At 69.0% G+C, this 15,811-nt stretch carries 14 protein-coding genes; 4 read left to right on the top strand and 10 right to left on the bottom strand.

Translation table 11 applies throughout. The features are described from left to right. Positions 1 to 286: 286 nt before the first annotated feature. Together WME90_RS39375 and WME90_RS39370 are read left to right on the top strand one after the other, a co-directional pair. Entirely contained in the window at positions 287 to 1,081 is a 795-nt protein-coding gene (locus WME90_RS39375; protein ID WP_437277219.1) for a hypothetical protein, read from the top strand. A gap of 245 nt (positions 1,082 to 1,326) precedes the next feature. Then, the gene (locus WME90_RS39370) at positions 1,327 to 2,325 is read left to right on the top strand and encodes a MopE-related protein (protein WP_437277218.1); all 999 of its coding nucleotides are present in this window, start codon (positions 1,327 to 1,329) and stop codon (positions 2,323 to 2,325) included. Positions 2,326 to 2,454: 129 nt separating this feature from the next. Here the strand turns inward: WME90_RS39370 and WME90_RS39365 are convergent, their stop codons facing one another. The 6 genes from WME90_RS39365 to WME90_RS39340 form a co-directional block, all read right to left on the bottom strand. Beyond that, the gene (locus WME90_RS39365) at positions 2,455 to 2,844 is read right to left on the bottom strand and encodes a DUF4150 domain-containing protein (RefSeq protein ID WP_437277217.1); all 390 of its coding nucleotides are present in this window, start codon (positions 2,842 to 2,844) and stop codon (positions 2,455 to 2,457) included. Between the two features lie 9 nt (positions 2,845 to 2,853). Then, the gene (locus WME90_RS39360; RefSeq protein ID WP_437277216.1) at positions 2,854 to 3,507 is read right to left on the bottom strand and encodes a DUF3540 domain-containing protein; all 654 of its coding nucleotides are present in this window, start codon (positions 3,505 to 3,507) and stop codon (positions 2,854 to 2,856) included. 10 nt (positions 3,508 to 3,517) lie between these two features. Beyond that, on the bottom strand, positions 3,518 to 4,627 hold the full coding sequence (locus WME90_RS39355; protein WP_437277215.1) for a pentapeptide repeat-containing protein: 1,110 nt from the start codon (positions 4,625 to 4,627) through the stop codon (positions 3,518 to 3,520). Then, positions 4,614 to 7,277 carry a DUF2169 family type VI secretion system accessory protein gene (locus WME90_RS39350; protein ID WP_437277214.1) on the bottom strand — a complete coding sequence of 888 codons (2,664 nt, stop codon included), beginning with the start codon at positions 7,275 to 7,277 and terminating at the stop codon, positions 4,614 to 4,616. The genes WME90_RS39355 and WME90_RS39350 overlap by 14 nt, the downstream gene beginning before the upstream one ends. Positions 7,278 to 7,320: 43 nt before the next feature. Next, the gene (locus WME90_RS39345) at positions 7,321 to 9,720 is read right to left on the bottom strand and encodes a type VI secretion system Vgr family protein (protein WP_437277213.1); all 2,400 of its coding nucleotides are present in this window, start codon (positions 9,718 to 9,720) and stop codon (positions 7,321 to 7,323) included. Between the two features lie 160 nt (positions 9,721 to 9,880). Then, complete coding sequence (locus WME90_RS39340) at positions 9,881 to 11,986, bottom strand: DUF2169 domain-containing protein (protein WP_437277212.1); 2,106 nt, start codon at positions 11,984 to 11,986, stop codon at positions 9,881 to 9,883. 62 nt (positions 11,987 to 12,048) lie between these two features. Here WME90_RS39340 and WME90_RS39335 point away from each other — a divergent pair, with 62 nt between their 5' ends. Continuing rightward, positions 12,049 to 12,447 (top strand): hypothetical protein, encoded by a 399-nt coding sequence (locus WME90_RS39335; protein ID WP_437277211.1) that lies wholly within the window; start codon positions 12,049 to 12,051, stop codon positions 12,445 to 12,447. 300 nt (positions 12,448 to 12,747) lie between these two features. On the opposite strand, the gene WME90_RS39330 is transcribed toward WME90_RS39335, so the two are convergent. The 4 genes from WME90_RS39330 to WME90_RS39315 all read right to left on the bottom strand — a co-directional run bounded on the left by WME90_RS39330 (position 12,748) and on the right by WME90_RS39315 (position 14,568). Further along, positions 12,748 to 12,999, bottom strand: a complete 252-nt coding sequence (locus tag WME90_RS39330) for an addiction module protein (RefSeq protein WP_437277210.1) — start codon at positions 12,997 to 12,999, stop codon at positions 12,748 to 12,750. A 336-nt stretch (positions 13,000 to 13,335) separates the two neighbouring features. Then, positions 13,336 to 13,623 carry a type II toxin-antitoxin system RelE/ParE family toxin gene (locus tag WME90_RS39325; protein ID WP_437277209.1) on the bottom strand — a complete coding sequence of 96 codons (288 nt, stop codon included), beginning with the start codon at positions 13,621 to 13,623 and terminating at the stop codon, positions 13,336 to 13,338. Next, the gene (locus WME90_RS39320; RefSeq protein ID WP_437277208.1) at positions 13,601 to 13,852 is read right to left on the bottom strand and encodes an addiction module protein; all 252 of its coding nucleotides are present in this window, start codon (positions 13,850 to 13,852) and stop codon (positions 13,601 to 13,603) included. Before WME90_RS39320 ends, WME90_RS39325 begins: the two co-directional genes overlap by 23 nt. Positions 13,853 to 14,058: 206 nt before the next feature. Continuing rightward, positions 14,059 to 14,568 (bottom strand): DUF4260 domain-containing protein, encoded by a 510-nt coding sequence (locus WME90_RS39315; protein ID WP_437277207.1) that lies wholly within the window; start codon positions 14,566 to 14,568, stop codon positions 14,059 to 14,061. 113 nt (positions 14,569 to 14,681) lie between these two features. Here WME90_RS39315 and WME90_RS39310 point away from each other — a divergent pair, with 113 nt between their 5' ends. Then, complete coding sequence (locus tag WME90_RS39310) at positions 14,682 to 15,644, top strand: LysR family transcriptional regulator (protein WP_437277206.1); 963 nt, start codon at positions 14,682 to 14,684, stop codon at positions 15,642 to 15,644. The last annotated feature ends 167 nt before the right edge of the window (positions 15,645 to 15,811 follow it).

Genomic DNA, 15,811 nt, shown 5'->3' with positions numbered 1-15,811 from the left:
ACCCTGTCATGGTCTGGCACATCTTGGCGCCCCGTATGACGCGCTGATCGCTCCGGCCACGCGCAGGGCGGTGCATTCGGCGCCGAGCGCGCCTCGGAGCTCGTTGGCCCAGCCATTGTATGCCCCCTTCGATGCGTGGATAACCCATCCCTCTTCGGGGACGGTGGCGGATCGCGTGAGGGGTCGTCTGCCCCTCGCGACGAGCATGGATCCAGCGCTTGATATCATCGTACAATTTTGCTCCATTGTCGCGAATTCTTAATGTCCTTATTCGAGGTTGACGGAGATGAAAGGAACAGTCCGAAAACTCGGCTCGTTGTGGTCCATGACCTGTGCTCCGGCCGTCGTGCCGAGCTTCTCGCGCACCTTGCTCACGCTGCACGCCGGGCTCGCGATTGCGCTCTCCGCCTGCGGAGGTGATGGGGAGTGTACTGCATTCAATTACTATGGCTACGCGGTTCGGGCCGACCTCGGCTGCCCTTCGACTCAGGAGGTGGAGGAGGTCATGCAGCCGCGTATCGAGCGCGATAAAACAATCGATGACATGGTAATCGAGAATTCCCCGGGGGAGATTCGCACGGAGCCATGGACGGTTTGTTGGTACCGGATCGAGGGCTCTCCTCTCGAGTTCGACTGCGCCGATGAAGAGAGCGCTGTGACGGACGACAGCCTGCTGTCCAGAGCGCTGCGCCTCGCCCGGGTTCAAGGGACGGGACGCGACGATCTCTGGGCGGACAATACGCCATCGTCGGACGGGCGAGCTGATTATCCGATCGCGTGCGACGCGGAGGGGTTGCTCTATGCCCACACGATCGTTCACGATGTGACGAGCCAGGATGCCGCCCTGGCCACGATGCCCGCCGATTGCCCCGCTGCTCTGACTGAAGAACAGGTGAAGGAGGTGAACGTGCACGACCCTTCCGCGGCCGATGAGACGCGCCAGTGGAACGCTGCAGGCGAAAGGCTCTCTGGGCTGGTGGGGCGCGACTTCTACCCGGCGCGGCTCGAATGCACTTACAAGGCGGTCGTGCATTATGCCTGCAGCGATTCTGGCCTTGGTTGGCCGATCGGCCCCGATTGACGAGGTGGAGCGCTCGGGGGCTCCAAGCCGATGTCGTACGAGGGACGACTGCGGACGGTCAGGGGCCTGCGGACCGAATTCACATGCACCGCCGCAGACTGGGCAGTATCTCGAGCTGCATATCGACATAAATCAGTTCGTGGCGCGAGGCTCTGGGCGGCGTGTAAAGACCGAGCAAAGCGCAATGCTTTTTTCTTTGCTCCGAAGCGCGCGCCGGGTCTACCATGCGACGGAGCATCAGCACCATGCGCGCGCCCTTCCTTCAGACGCTCGCCCTCGTCCCTGCCTTTGCGCTCGTCGCTTGCGGCGCGCGCACCAGCCTGCTGGAGCTCGATACTCTGGGCGAGGGGGGCGCGTCGTCAGCGTCGTCGTCGTCCTCTGCATCAGCCAGCGGCACCGGCGCCGGCGTGCCCTGCTCCGAGGAGCTCTGCAACGGCGTCGACGACGACTGCGACGGTCAGATCGACGAAGAGAGCCCCATTTCCGGCGCCGCTTGCCTCACGGGACTGACGGGTCCTTGCGCGAACGGAAGGGTCTTTTGTGTGGGCGGCGCGCTCGCTTGCATCCCCGATATAGAGCCGGTGCCCGAGTTGTGCGGCGATGAAGTCGACAACGACTGTGACGGCAGGATCGACGAGGGCTGCGCGCCAACGACAAACGGCTGCAGTGACGGCACGCGCGAGGCGTTCATCGAGGAGGACCTCTATCCGTTGATCGCCGGGTGCGCAGGCGGCTTCACCGTACCGGGTATCTTGATCGATCCATTACCCCAGTGTGGGTTCGGCGGCGGCAACACCGGCCAAAACCCGGCGGGCCTCGGCTGCAGCGCCAGCGACCTGTGCGCGAGAGGTTTTCATGTCTGCAAGGGCGCGGATGACGTCGCTCTCCATTCGCCTACCGGCTGCGACGGCGCGGTGGCCGAGCCCGGCCTGTTCTTCGCGACGCGCCAGGGGAGCACCGGCTGTGCGTATTGCACTCTGGGGGACAACAAGGACCCGGATGTGTGTACCGGAGCGAGCTGCGCCCGCGGTTGCGCCACCTCAAGCATCACGGCGAACGACCTCTTTGGGTGCGGCTCCGTCGGCAGAAGGCCACCCATTTGCGGCGTGCTCGACCGCACCTCGGGCGATCTCTGCGAAGCCCTCAAAGGGCCCTGGGACTGCGGGGGCGACGGCTATGACGAGTCCAATCAAGTCATAAAGCCTGGAGCAACGGGCGGCGGCGTGCTCTGCTGCGCCGATTGAGATCGGTTGCTCCGAGCCCGCTCGGGGGGGAGGCACGTCGTCATCGTGGTGTCGCAGCCGTAGATCGCACGATCGTACTCCGGCCCTTCGTCGCCCGCAGGCTGTCGAGCTCCAGGCGGCCGAGATCCTTCAAGGGGAGAGGATGAGCACCTTGACCTGGCTCGGCACGATCCGCATTCCGGGGCAGTTCGTGGAGTTCTGCAGGCTCATGCTGGTCAGCCGGGTGGCCGGCATGCCGCCGACGAGGCAGGTGAACGCGGCGGTGATGTGGCGGGAAGGCCCCATGACCGAGCCGGACGCGACCCCCAGGGCGACGCCGGGCTGATCGCCGACGGAGATGAGCTGCGTCGTCAGCAGGTTATGCGCGGGCGCGCACATGAACAGCACGTTGTACGCGGCTGGCGCGCTCACCGGGCCAAAGGACATGTTCGGATAAGGGATCGGGACAGGCACCGGCGGGGTGAGGCACACGTCCGGAAACCCCAGGTTCATCCCGCCCATCTGCGTGTTCGCGAACATGATGCCTCCTCAACCCAGGTGGATCTGCTCGCCGTCGATCTTGACGAGCTCCTGCGCTGTCACCAGCGTGTTCTCGCCGCGCAGGCTCATCGTCTTCTTCGCGACGTAATCGATCCGCTCGGCCCGGAGCTGCTCGCTCTCCTCGATGGTACGGTAGGAGCGCTTCACCCGCTGCGAGAGCCGCTCCAGCACGGAGTCGAGGCTCCCGGCAAGGACCTTGGCCTTGCTGATCTCCGCGCGAAGGAGCGTCCCGACGAACGAGAGGCTCTGCAGCGCGATGTTTCCGTCGACGGCGTTCACCGAGAGGCCCGCCGAGACCACCGCCACTTCCTTGGCCGAGACCAGGCCGATGCCGTCCTGCGCGGCGACGCCGAGGCGACCGGCAGGCAGCTTGATGTTCAGGTCGCCGTCCGCGACGATGCTCCCGGGCGCGCCGTCCTCCCGCTCCAGCACGGAGAGCACGTAGCAACGCCCGTCGCTCGCCACGGCAACGAGCACGAGGTCGCCCGCCTCGGGCTCCAGGAGGCACCCCTTGGCGCGCTTCGCCCTGAATTCGCCCGCGTCGGTCTCCACGACGAGCGCCGCGCCGTCGGCGCGCGCCACGGTGCCGAACTCCTGAGTGACCAGAGCCCTCGGCTCCTGCTTTCTCGCCAGACTGCGCATGATTCCCTCGTCAACGTGTAGACGTCTCGACACCCACGGCCGGAGGCTCCGAGCTCCCCCGGCTGCCGCCCAAAACCCGTGATTGCCACTGCTCCGCCTCGGCGAGATCCGCGTCGTCGCCGAGGGCGGCAGCCCGGCTGGACCACACGGCCCCTTCGTCCTTGATCCGATGGAGGCGCGCCCGAAACAGGGTCGCCCTCGAGAAGTCGCCGGCCGAGACGTCGGCGTGGGACAGGTCGGCGTACGTCAGGTTGGCGCCGTTCCAGCGCGCGCCCGCGCACGCGGCCCGGGTCAGGATGCACATCTCCAGGTTGGCGCCGGCGAGGTTGGCCTCGATGAGGCGAGCGCCCACGAAGACCGACTCCTTGAGCACGGCCCCGGCGAGGCTCGCGCGGGTGAGGTTGGCATTCACGAAGAGCGCGCGGCCCGCGAGAGCGCCGTCGAGCTTGGCGCCGGAGAGGTTCGCGTCCTTGAAACCGCACTGCGTCAGCGTCGCGCCGGAGAAGTCGCAGCCGCTGAGATCGGCGCCCGTGAACTGCGTCATCGTGAACGACATCCCGCGCAGGTCCTGGCCCGCGAGCTTCCCCTCCACGAGCACGACGAGCTCCAGGACGGCGCCGCCGAGGGTCGCGGTCGAGAGATCGGCGCGCACGAGCGCCGTCTGCTTCAGCACGGCGCCCGAGAGGTCGATCCGCTCGGTCACCACGTCCAGGATGGCGGCGCGGTCCAGGTTGGCGCGCGTGAGCCAGGCGCCCGAGAGGCTCGTGTCGATCACGCTCGCGAGGGTCATGTCTGCGCCGCTCAGGTCGATCCCGGAGAGATCGCCGCCGGTGAGCTGCGCTGCGATCAGGGAGGCGCCGTCCAGCTTCGCCCCCGTGAGATCACAGTCCACGATCGCCGCAAGGTGCAGGTTGGCGCCGGACAGGCGCGCGCCGCTGAAGCTGCAGCCGGTGGCCGTCGACTCCTTCAGCCGAGCGCCCGAGAGGTCCGCGCCGGCGAAGCTCACCTTGTCGAAGATCGCGCCGGAGAGATCGGCGCCCGAGAGATCGACGCCCGAGAGGTCGACGTCGGAGATGATCTCGCCGCCCTGGACCAGCTCGACAAGATCACTTCTGTCCATGGCTCTCCGGCGGCGCGACGAAGCGCACGTATTTCACATTGGCCCCCTTCAGGCTCGTCGCGGCGTTTCCGCGCATCTTCGTGGCGTCGACGCGGAACAGGTTGGCCCTCTCGAAGCTCGCGTCGTCGACCTTCGCCTTCTGCAGCACGGCCTCCATCAGATCGATGCCGGACAGCGAGGCGCCCGAGAGGTCTGCCCGCGTGAGCATGGCGCCCACCGCGACAGCGCGATCCAGGCGAGCGCCCGTGAGGTCGCACTCGCTGAGATCGGAGCTCCGCAGGTTCGCCTCGGTGAAGTCGCTCCCTCTGAGGCAGGTGCCCCGAAGGTTGGCCTGCTCGAGCGAAGCGCCGCGGAAGTCGGCGCCGGTGAACGACGAGCCCGCGATGAGGCGGATGTTGTCGAGCTTGGCTCCGCGGAAGACGGCGCCGTCGCCCTTGCCGGTGATGAACACCGACGCGCGGAGGTTCGCCCCGCGAAAGTCGACGCCCTCCACGTTGGCCTCGATGAAGGTGCACTGCTCGAGGTCTGCGCCGGAGAGCTGGGCGCCGGAGAGGTCGGCGTTGATAAGGACGAGGTTGCGCGCGGTCACGCGGCTGAAGTCGGCCCCGTCGAAGGTCGCCTCGGACAGGTCGGCGTCCGACAGGCGCGCGCCGGTCAGGTCGGCGCCCGCCAGGTTGGCCTTGGCCAGCACGGCGCCGGTGAGGTCGAGCCCGCCGCCCATCTTCACGTCGCAAAGGTTCGCTCCGCCGAAGTTCGCGCCGGCGAGGTTCGCCCCGGTGAGATCTGCGCCGAGGAGATTGGCCTTTGCCAGGACCGCGCCGGCGATGTTCGCGCCGCACAGCCGGGTGCCCGTGAGGACGGCGGCCTCGAGCAGCGCGCCCTCGAGATCGATGCCCGACAGGTCGAGGTGCGAGAGATCGGCGCCCGTGAGATCGCGCCCCGCGAAGCTCTCCCCGGCCCGGTGCCCGGCGATCACCTCTTCCCGCACGCGAGCGGCCTCCTCGCCGCCCAGCCGGGAGGCCGCCGGGTAGTGGTGTGCGAACTTCCGGTAGGCAGAGCGCATCTGCTCCTCGACCTGGAACAGGCGCGCCACGAGCTCCGGATCACCGAGCTGCGCCTCGAGCTCGGGCCACTCGACCCCGCCGTTCCGCGCCATCTGGGCCACGTCCTCGAGCCGCTCGAGCTCCTTCTTGGCCGAGAACCGGGGCGGGCCGCCGGCTTCTTTCTGCCGCTCGCCCATGATCGCGTCGTAATCGAATCCGTGCTTCGCGCACTCGGCGCGCGCCCTCTGCTCCTCGGCCGCGCGGCGCGCCTCCGCGTCCGCCTTGGCCTTCTCGGCCTCGGTCATCGCCCGCTCGACGTACGCCGGCAGCTCGTCCAGGCTGGGCTCGAGCACGTCGTCGTCCGGCGGCAGCGGGGCGACGAGCGGCGCCGGATCGAGCCCCTGCGCCCGGATCTTCGCCTTGATCTCCTCGAGCTCCCGCTCCGCCTTCGCGCGGGCGCGCTTCTGCAAGAGCCCTTCCGATCGGAGCAGCCTGGTCATCTCCGCCTGAGGGTCGTCCGGCAGCGGCCCCGCGTCCGGCGGCGGAGGCGGCATCAGATCCGCGTCACGCAGGAGGAAGAGGTGCCCTTTCTCCTTGTCCAGCCGCTGGGCCATGACGGTTCGGTAATGCTCGACCGGCCTGGGCTCGCCCATCGCCTCGCAGCCCGCGACGATGTGGAGCACGTCGGCCGCGTCGTCTTCACGGATCGCGAGCACCCCGCGATAGACGAGGATCCCGCGCTCGTGGTGAGGGAAGAGCCGGACCGTGTCAAGGCGTGTCGCGATCTCCCGGAAGGACTCCCCCTCGCCGGACCTCTGGTTGATGAAGCACCGCGTCGCCACCCCCGGCAGCGCCCCTTCGATCCGGGGCTTCCCGGGGTGCATGTTCTCGATGACGAACGCCTCGTCGCCCCGGAAATACCCCTCGATCTGCTGGTCCGGCGGCGCGGCGTTGAAGAAGCTCCAGTCGAGGTCCCTGGCGAGCTCGGGGAAGCGCTCCTTGAGCCACGCTTCATCGTACGTCCCGACCTTGGAGAAGCGCTGTGGCCACGTTGGATCGTAACCTCCGAACCCGGCGGGCGGGGGCCGGTCGCTGGGCGACCGGACGAGGCGGCGCGGATCCTCGATGTTGGGCAACGGATGGACCGAGCCGTCCTCGCCGCGCACCGGCGCGAAGCCTTTGCCGATCGGGTTCGGCGCGTAGCCCTCGCCCCCGAAGGCGTTCCGCCATGTGATCGGCATCTCGGCGAACGGCTCCGGATCGGTCATCCCCAGGAGCCCGAAGCGGCGGTCTCCGACGACGTAAAGCGTCTTGTCGATCGCCCCGAGCTGGACCCGCACCGAGCACGCGGCGCGCGGCACGGCGCCCGCGGTGAAGCAGCGGCCGTTCACGAGCAGCTCTCCCCGGAGCTTCGGCATGCACTCGTCGAGGATGGCGTCGCTCCCGAGCTCCGCGCCGGCGAACCTCCAGAGGCTCTGCTCGTAGAGCAGGTGCCTCGGCGCCTCGAACGGGAAGAAGACGAGGAGCGTGACGACGAGGTACGGCTCGCCGTCGTTCTCGAACACCTTGGTGAGCAGCCCCAGCCGGTTCGGCTTGATGGTCTTCATGAGGTTCGCAGCTGGCTCCCGCGGTCTTCTGCTCGACGCCGCGCTAGTGGAACATGTGAAGAAAGGATTGCCAGACGTGAGCCCCCGTCGAGGTCACCTTGGCGGCAGCAGCCCTGCTGAGCGTTATCCCCGAGTTGCCGATCTTGACGGCCGAGTTCTTCATGTCGAGCAGAGTGACGTCGGTCTTGCCTTTTGAATTCTTGTAGTTCCAGCCCCAGATGATCTCCGCCTTGAGCCCGGCGATGACATCCACCTTCAATCCCACGACCAGCTCCGTCCTTTGCGGGGTGACGACGTTCAGGGTACCGAAGCCGTAGGTGAGGTTGATCAGGCCGCCGAAGGTGTTTTGAATTCTGAGGCCCTGGATCTCGCGGTAGTCGGATTTGGCCTTCGCTCTGAAGTGCTCTGCCTGGATAACATAGTTGCCCGTCGCGATGTGCTCGACGTTGCCGCCCGGGATCTCGACCTTCCAGCCGTCGTTGAGCTTCTGGTGCTCAAGGCCGGTGGTCTCCTCGTACCGGCCGCCCGTCGTCACCTTCGTCTCGTGGTGGCCCTCGTACCTCTCCGTGACCTTCCCGTGGACGGTCGTCTCCTCGGTGCCGTGCTCGGATTTGCGCAGGTTGGTGACCGTCGTGGTCTGGGTGTCCAGGTAGGTTTCCGTGACGGGCTTGGTGACCGTCTCGGTCTTCGTGTCCTTATAAATCTCCGTGACGGCCTTCGTGACGGTCTCGGTCTTCGTGTCCTTGTACTCGAGGGTGACGGAGCCGGTGACGGTCTCTTTCAGGTAACCGCCGACCTCGGTCTCCATTTGATCGTCGACGTTGTCCTTCCTCCAGGTGCCCGTCTGGATCTCGAGCGACTTGCCCGTCTTGATGAGGGCTGTGCCGTCCGTCCTGGAGATGAAATTGTGGTGATCGTTGGGCGCGCCCATGCGCAGTATCGTGTTCTCGGTCGGCGTGCTGACGGTGATGCGCTGCGAGCCCGCCTGGTCCTCGAGCTCGATGCGGTTCCTGCCCCCGGTCTGGATGACGTTCCTCGTCCTGTTGGCCGAGGTGACGGGGCTCGGCGTGAGCGCGTTGGGGGCGACGCCGGCGATGACGGGGCGGTCCGGATCCCCGCCGAGGAAGGTGCACATCACCTCGGTGCCCTTGCGCAGGGGGAAATGGAACCCCTCGGTGCCGCCGCCGTGCGGCTGGAGCATGCGCACCCAGGTCGAGGCCTTGCCGCCCCGGAGGTCGCTCTCATCGAAGCTCAGCTTGACCGCGTAGCGGCCGTGCTGGTCGATCTGGGCGTACTCGCTGTCCGCCGGGCCGTCGACGACGGCGTGCTCGGTCCCGTAGATACGAGGCCACGGCGTCCGCTGCGGCGCCCGGTACTGGATGGTCGAGGAGACGGCCTTGACCTCCATCCGATACACATCGTCCCAGGTGAGCCCGATGAGCTGCATCAGCTCGGGCGCCCAGCCCGTCTGGTTGCCCCAGTGCTCGACCTCGGTGGCCAGATACACCGTATTGAACGCCGGCCACGGGTGCTCTTCGAGCTCGAACGTGTACCCGGGGCGCATGGTGAACGCCGCCCCGGTGCCGTGGTAGACGACCTGGCCCGCGAGCAGCTCCTGCGCCCTCACGGCCGCGAGGCGGCTGCCCTCGGCCGGCGTGAAGAAGCGCGCGCCGTGGACGCTGATCTCGCCGAGCCCGTTCGCCGCGACGGGCGCCCTGCCGGAGATCTCGATCGCGGGGTTGTTGTAATCATAGTCGCTCATGCGGACCCTGGACGGCATCGACGTGTGCCGGCACGTGAAGGTCCAGAGCAGCTCTCCCTTGGCCCTGTGCTCGCCGAACTGCGGGACATACCGGACCGCCTTCTGGCCGAGCGGGACGTGGACGCCTTTGTCGTCGGTGATGACGAGCGTCTCCCCGCCGTCCCCTTGCTCGAAGTAATAATAGAGGCCCTCGCGCTCCATCCACCGCGAGATGAAGTCGAAGTCGCTCTCGCCGTACTGGCACACGTGCTCCTGCGGCTTGTAGCTGCCGATCAGCCTGAGCTCGTAGTCCGAGACCCCCGCTCCCGAGAGCACCGTCTTGATGATGTCGGGCACCGTCTGGTCGGTGAAGACCCGGCTATGCAGGGAGATGGTGAGCTTCCAGAGCTGCGGCACGAGCACGGCGCGGAAGACGGAGCGCTCGCCAAATGCGTGGACGAGCTCCACCGTCGCGAAGATGCCGCTCACCAGAGAGGGGGGCCCGCCGTCCGACGGGGACAGGCGGAGTGTCGCCTTCGCGCCTACAGCGTCGGCGAGGTCGAGATCCTGGCCCACGTAGTTCGTCATCACGAGGTAGATCTCGAAGACGTACGGCTTCGACAGCCCCTCTGTCCCTCGAAAGCCAACGACCCGCGTGGCGGCAGGGAGCGCGCTGGCGCTGACGGTGAACGCATCTTGCATGGTTATAATTCCCCGTTGTCTGTGCGCGCTGGCTCCTGGCGCCGGAAGAACGTCGACTCTAGAGGTGATTCCTGGAAAGCAAAGCGATGATTGTATGTCACGACGGCGCGTCGCCATCGTGTGATCCGCATACCTGACATCTGACATCGCATCGCGTGGATCAGCCGGCCTGCGCCGCGTGGGCGCCATTGTCCGCGGGCTGACGCGGCGCTCCGCGCAGCGTCGCGATCTCGGCCTCTACCTGCGCTCTCAGGCGCGGATCGCCGGCGAGCCGCCTGGCCCAGAGCCGCTTCATCTGCGCCCACACGGTGCGTCGAATGGCGAGCGGATCGAGCGCCGCGGCCGCGCCGTCGCGCTCGGTCGCGACGACGAGCCGCGCATAATCGGTCGGATGCAAAACGCCGCGGATGGCCTCCCAGGCGGCGAGATAGGCTGCATCGAACCGATCGCGCAGCGGTCGCTCCCGGCGTCCGGCCTCCTCCGCCATCGCCTCCTGCCATCGCATCTCGGCCTGCTCCCAGCGCTCATCGGTGAGGCCGTGCGCGCGGAGCACGTCGGCCCGGGGGACCGGCCGCTCCGCGAGCTCCGCCGCGACGACCGCGCACCGCTCGACGCTGACCTCGTCGCCCTCGCCGAGCGGCGGGAGCGGCCCCGGGACGTCGTCGCCCCCGCGTCGGAGCTCGTGAAACAAGCGAGACGCGGCCGGCTGATCGGACGCTTCCGAGACGAGCCCCGGGGCCGCGGTGGTGTCGAGGGGAGCCTCGGAGCACGCGGGCGCCGCCGCCGTCGGCGCGGAGGTCGCGGGCCCCACGGACGCGGAAGGCGACCGTGCAGCGCGCTCGCCGGACCAGGGCGCGCCAGGGATCGGCAGCTCGGGCGCGACGCGCGGCGGAAGCGGCGGCGCGGCAGGAAACGGCGTCGCGGGCTGATCGGTGGCCCGCGCCTCGTCCTCGCTCGACAGGAGCGTCGTGCTGGTGAAGATGGCAGGGATTTGTTCTGCGACCGGCACCGGCCCAAGCTCGCCCTGCGACGCTGGCGCAGGGGCTGCGGGCCCGAAGGGGAGCGCCGGCGCGCGCACCGACGGCTCGCCCGGCTCCACGGGGAGCGCGAGCGTTTGAAAGAGCGACGCGGCGGATAGCGGTGGATCGACGAGCTCGACGTCCTCGGCGGAGAGGCTGATCGGGAGCTCCGGGGCGAGCCGCGCCTCGCCCGCCCCGTCGGGCGCGTTTTCGATCCGGGCGATCTCCTGGGAGCCGAGGCGGAGGGAAGGCGGATGCGCCGGCTGCACGCGCTCCTGCTCCTCGAGGCGCACGTCGGGCCATGCGATCTCCTCGCCTTCGAGCTCGACGCCGGCCACGATCCGCACGGCCGCGAGGGCGTCCTCGCCGGAGACGGGGAAGACCCGGCGCCACACGACCGTGCAGCGCTGCTCGACGCCGTCGATGCGAAGCGTGTCGGCGTTGAGCTCGACCAGCTCGCCGTCTGCCGCTGCGGAGTCGGCGAGCCCCCGGATCCGCGCCACCCCGCGCGCCCCGGGCAAGCGCATCTGAAGCCGTGGAGCCGCCGGATTCACGTGCTCGAGCACGATCCACTCATCGCCTTGCAGGAATGGGATCCGCTGGTCCGCGGGCGCCGCCTGGAAGTACGACCAGTCGAAGCCCGCGGGAATGTCGGCGTTCGGCCCCTCGAGCGCCCTGCGAGGCGTGCTGCCGAGCAGCCCACGGCGCACCGGCGAGCCGCGAGCGAGCGGCGCGAAGCCGGCGAGGCGCGCGGGATCCTGGAGGTCGAGGATGCTGGCCGGGCCGTCCATCGGCTCCCCATCGAACGGATTCTCCCACCCGTTCGCGCCGCAAACCGCCCTCTCGTACACGAGGGGTATCTGCCGGAAAGGGCCCTTGTCGCGGACGAGGAGGCGCTTGTCGAGCACCCAGCCGCCCGCGCTGTAGACCGCGAGCCGCACCGGCAAGGACTGGACCTCGGTGCCGCGCGGCGCGTGCGCGTCTCCGGTGAAGACCACATCGGCGCGACCGAGGTAGGGCGCGAGGTCCCCGCTCCAGCGGATGCTCCGCGACGGGTTTTGGCCATGGTGGACCTCGGCGCGGAGGATCTCCTGCGGATCGGTCCGCCACATCACCGCATCGATCGCAAAGGCGAAGCTCGCCTTGGCGATGACGGTGATGTAGTGCCGGCCCTGCGTGCGCCAGCCGATCGCGGCGGCCGCGGCGCCTCTCAGCGGCGTCACGGCGCCGCGCGGGAGCGCGCTCATGAGCGTGCTCTCCGACAACCGCACCCGGCCATGGCTCGTCTCGGCACCATGAATCGCCTCCCATGTGGAGTACCCTCTCTTGTGTGAAGAGTGCGCGGCGATCTCGCGATCTGTGTGTGACTGCGGCGCCGGCGCACGGCGCACGGCGCATCTCATCGTCGGAGTCGGCGCGGGTCGAGCAGCAGCGTTCCCGCACGCCTGCGCTCGGGCGTTCGAGCGTCGCGCGAGCCGGACTGATCGCCCGTGAGCGCCTCGTCACCGCCACATCGACCTACACGCTGAGGCCGCCGGGCAAGGGCGGCATCAGCTGGGACGACCAGGGCAAGATGATCTCGGGCGAGGACGGCGTCTCCGTGGACACGCTCCGGTTTCCTGGATCGCTGGATTGGAGCTCGCCCTCGCCCGCACAGCGCCTTGACAATCACCCGCAGCGCGAAGCGGCGTCGGGTGCATTGCCGTAGTGGGCGGGCCATTCACAAGGCACGAGTGAGCCAGTACAGCGGACGTCGCTTTGCATGCGCGATGGCGAGCACGAGCGTGTGCTCGGGGTGCACCTCGAACGCAATGACGTACGGAAAACGGTCGACGATCGCTCTGCGAATGCTTTGTGGCGCAGGAGAAGTCCCTGGCCAGATCTGAAAAGATGTCGGGCGTCTACAATCTTATCGAGCATCGACGAGACCTCGACGATGAACTCGTCGCCCAGCCCGGGGCGCCTCTCGTCGTACCAGATGGCCGCCGCACGAAGCTCAGCGCGCGCTTCAGGATGAAGCTCGACCCGCACGCCGGTCGTCGAGCTCCTTCAGGATCTCCGCCCGCGCCGTGCCCCAGTCGACCGTCTGGACCTTACCCTCCGCGACCTCGCGCGCTCGGCGCGTCAGCTCACCCGTCCACGCTGCTGCGACCTCCTCGGCGTCGGGCTCCTCAAGGCTGGAGAGCACTTCTTCTGCCAGCCGGGCCCGCTCGTGGCGGGGCAACAGCAGCACCTGCGCGAGAAGGTCGTCGGTGGACATAGGGGAATTGTAGCGTGGTTCGGGTCCGCCACGCACGGCGATGCCGCCTCCAGCTCGATGGCCCGCCGCACCCGCGCCAGGTTGGCTTGCTCGGGACGTGGCTGACGGGGGCTGCACGGACGGCGACTACGGGATCTGCGCGCGAGGCACCGCCGGCGCCCCCGGCCAAGGCATCGGGCGCATCAGCGAGGCCGGCTGGGAGGCGGACTGGGCCGGCGACGGGGCTGGGGCACGCCGGGCCAGGGCGGCGGCGACCGCAGAAGCGGGCTCGGCGTGTGCGGCGCGGCGTCCAAGGGCTTGGTGGGACCGCGTGCGGCGCTCACATCACCTCTTTCTTCAGTAGCCCGGCCTCTGCTTTGCGTGTGCGATGGCCACGACAAGAATGCGCGTGGGCTCGTCTCGGTACACGACGAGATAGGGAAACCGTGTCAAACGCACCCGACGCGTCCCGTGACGGTAAGAGGGCCAGCGGTCCGGCGCCTCCGCGATTCGGTTCAATGCCGCCTCGATCTCTTGGGCGAACCGTGCTGCTACGCGTGGATCCCGTTCCGCGTACCACGCCGCAGCCTCCTCGGCTTCCGCGAGTGCGGCTGGCAGGACCTCAAGGAGCTTCACGACGGCCATTGGCAGCCGCCAGGATGCGGCGCCTGGCTTCCGGCCAAGGGACCGGCGTGACCACCCCGGCGTCGACGTCGGCGAGACGTTGCTGGATCTCCTCGGCCCACGCAGCCTCGACCCCCTCGGTCGTCTGCTCGGTCTCGTCGAGGCTCTGGATCAGCGCGGCCGCCACGGCCGCTCGGTCCTCCGCCGACAGACGCAGCGCTGCGACCAGGACATTCTCGACGTCGCTCATGATGCAGGGAGCTTACCGCAAGTTCGGCCGGGTCACGAGCCGGGCTCGCCTCGGCGCGGGTCCTGGGCGAGGGGCCGTGGCACGCGGCGGACCCGGTCCTTGGTCTGCTCCCCGGCGACGCCCGGCCTGGCTCGATCCGAAGCTCTTTCAGAATTTCGAGGTCCTCGGTGAGGTTGTCGAGCCGGGCTGCCATCCACCCTGTTACTTCAGCAGCCGTCTTCAGCTCGGCGACCGTCGAAACCATCGTTGCTCGAAAGAGCGCGAGAGCCCACGCGGCCGAGGTGCGTGTCGCCGAACGCCGTCCCGTACTTGAGCCCATAGCCCAGCATCCGATCGAAGCCGATGTGCCCGACCCAGATCGCCGCGCCGAGCAGCAGCGCCGGCGAGCCGAGCGCGACCGACGCGGCCGCGAGCAGCGCCGGAGCCAGATGGGTGTGCCCCGCGTTGTAGGCCGCCGCGCCCACCCGCGGGCCCGCAAGGTAGCCGAGCAGCGACAGGTCGGGCAGGAGGAACAGCGCCGCGAACCATCCCCAGCTCCCGCCCAGGTGCGCGTAGGCGAGCAGCGCTCCTCCGAGCACGAGCGCGCCCTCGAGGCGCAGGAGCGCGCGCGGCACGCCCCTGGCCCCGCCCGCCGAGACCTCGCAGGTGGGCTGCGGCGCGGGGCGGCGGGTAGGGGGAGCAAGGTCGAGCGCAGGGAGCATCGCGGCGGTGGTCATGGTCGTCCTCCTCGTCGTGTGTACCGGCGCGGGCGCCGGCGACGTGGAGAGCATGGTCGCTGCGGTGGCTCATGAACATTGTACAAATGCGTCCATCCGCTCATCATCCTTTGATGAGCTCAGCCGAGCCCTCGTGGGACCTCTACGGCGCCTTCCTTGCCGTCATGCGCACCGGCAGCCTCTCCGCCGCCGCGCGTGCCCTCGACGTCGCGCAGCCCACCGTGCGCCGCCAGATCGAGCAGCTCGAGTCGCAGCTCGGCGTCGTGCTCTTCACCCGCGCGCCGAACGGCCTGGTGCCGACCGAGCTCGCGCTCGCCACGCTGCCCTACGCCGAGTCCATCGCCGCGAGCGCGCGCGCCCTCGTGCGCGCCGTGTCGAGCTCCACCGACGCCGCCCGCGGCACCGTGCGCGTCACGTGCAGCGAGGTCGTTGGCGTCGAGGTGCTCCCCCCGATGCTCGCCCCGCTCCTCGTTGCTCATCCGCGCCTTCAGATCGAGCTCGTCGCCACGAATCGCACCGAGGATCTGCTGCGCCGCGACGCCGATGTCGCCGTGCGCATGGCGGAGCCGACGCAGGCCGGCCTGGTGAGGCGCTGCGCCGGGCGCGTCGAGCTCGGCCTCTTCGCCACCAAGGCGTACCTCGCCGCGCACGCTGCCCCGACGTCGCTCGCGGGGCTCGTGCCGGACCACGCCCTCATCGGCGCTGACGGCTCCCGCGCCATCATCGACGCGCTCGCCGCCGCCGGGCTCGTCACCACGCCGCGCGATTATGCGTTCCGCAGCGACAGCGACATCGCGAAGCTCGCCGCGGTGCGCGCCGGCCTCGGCATCGGGGTGTGCCAGCTCCCGCTCAGCTGGCGGCCGGTGCCGCTCGTGCGCGTGCTGCCCGCGCTCGCCTTCCACCTGGATGCCTGGGTCGTCATGCACGAGGATCTACGCGCCGTGCGCCGCGTCCGCCTCGTCTTCGAGCACCTCGTCGCGCAGCTTGGTGCCTACGCGACCCAGGCACGCGAAACACGGCCGGTGTCGGCGAAGGCCCGGCCCCCGGGCACGCGGGGAAGGCCCAGCTCGGGCTGAGCGGCGAGGACCCCTTCATGACGACCGAGGTGGGGTCTCCCACCTGGCCCATGTGGACGCTGCGCCCGCCCGCCGAACGTCGCGATCCGTCGCGTCGCAGGGCCTGAAGGCGGGTTATCGCATGCAGGCGGCGAGGCGCCGCGGCCAATAACGCTGGGGCGCTCGGC

This window comes from Sorangium sp. So ce375 (assembly GCF_051473855.1).
Classification (GTDB): Bacteria; Myxococcota_A; Polyangia; order Polyangiales; family Polyangiaceae; genus Sorangium.
Note: the sequence above shows the minus strand (reverse complement) of the source record. Positions and strands in the feature narration are given on the sequence as shown.

What these genes read in the sequence shown, in the direction of transcription:
- WME90_RS39375 (WP_437277219.1), top strand. Translation starts at nt 287, where the DNA reads ATGAAAGGAACAGTCCGAAAACTCGGCTCGTTGTGGTCCATGACCTGT.
- WME90_RS39370 (WP_437277218.1), top strand. Translation starts at nt 1,327, where the DNA reads ATGCGCGCGCCCTTCCTTCAGACGCTCGCCCTCGTCCCTGCCTTTGCG.
- WME90_RS39365 (WP_437277217.1), bottom strand. Translation starts at nt 2,844, where the DNA reads ATGTTCGCGAACACGCAGATGGGCGGGATGAACCTGGGGTTTCCGGAC.
- WME90_RS39360 (WP_437277216.1), bottom strand. Translation starts at nt 3,507, where the DNA reads ATGCGCAGTCTGGCGAGAAAGCAGGAGCCGAGGGCTCTGGTCACTCAG.
- WME90_RS39355 (WP_437277215.1), bottom strand. Translation starts at nt 4,627, where the DNA reads ATGGACAGAAGTGATCTTGTCGAGCTGGTCCAGGGCGGCGAGATCATC.
- WME90_RS39350 (WP_437277214.1), bottom strand. Translation starts at nt 7,277, where the DNA reads ATGAAGACCATCAAGCCGAACCGGCTGGGGCTGCTCACCAAGGTGTTC.
- WME90_RS39345 (WP_437277213.1), bottom strand. Translation starts at nt 9,720, where the DNA reads ATGCAAGATGCGTTCACCGTCAGCGCCAGCGCGCTCCCTGCCGCCACG.
- WME90_RS39340 (WP_437277212.1), bottom strand. Translation starts at nt 11,986, where the DNA reads ATGAGCGCGCTCCCGCGCGGCGCCGTGACGCCGCTGAGAGGCGCCGCG.
- WME90_RS39335 (WP_437277211.1), top strand. Translation starts at nt 12,049, where the DNA reads ATGTGGAGTACCCTCTCTTGTGTGAAGAGTGCGCGGCGATCTCGCGAT.
- WME90_RS39330 (WP_437277210.1), bottom strand. Translation starts at nt 12,999, where the DNA reads ATGTCCACCGACGACCTTCTCGCGCAGGTGCTGCTGTTGCCCCGCCAC.
- WME90_RS39325 (WP_437277209.1), bottom strand. Translation starts at nt 13,623, where the DNA reads ATGGCCGTCGTGAAGCTCCTTGAGGTCCTGCCAGCCGCACTCGCGGAA.
- WME90_RS39320 (WP_437277208.1), bottom strand. Translation starts at nt 13,852, where the DNA reads ATGAGCGACGTCGAGAATGTCCTGGTCGCAGCGCTGCGTCTGTCGGCG.
- WME90_RS39315 (WP_437277207.1), bottom strand. Translation starts at nt 14,568, where the DNA reads ATGACCACCGCCGCGATGCTCCCTGCGCTCGACCTTGCTCCCCCTACC.
- WME90_RS39310 (WP_437277206.1), top strand. Translation starts at nt 14,682, where the DNA reads ATGAGCTCAGCCGAGCCCTCGTGGGACCTCTACGGCGCCTTCCTTGCC.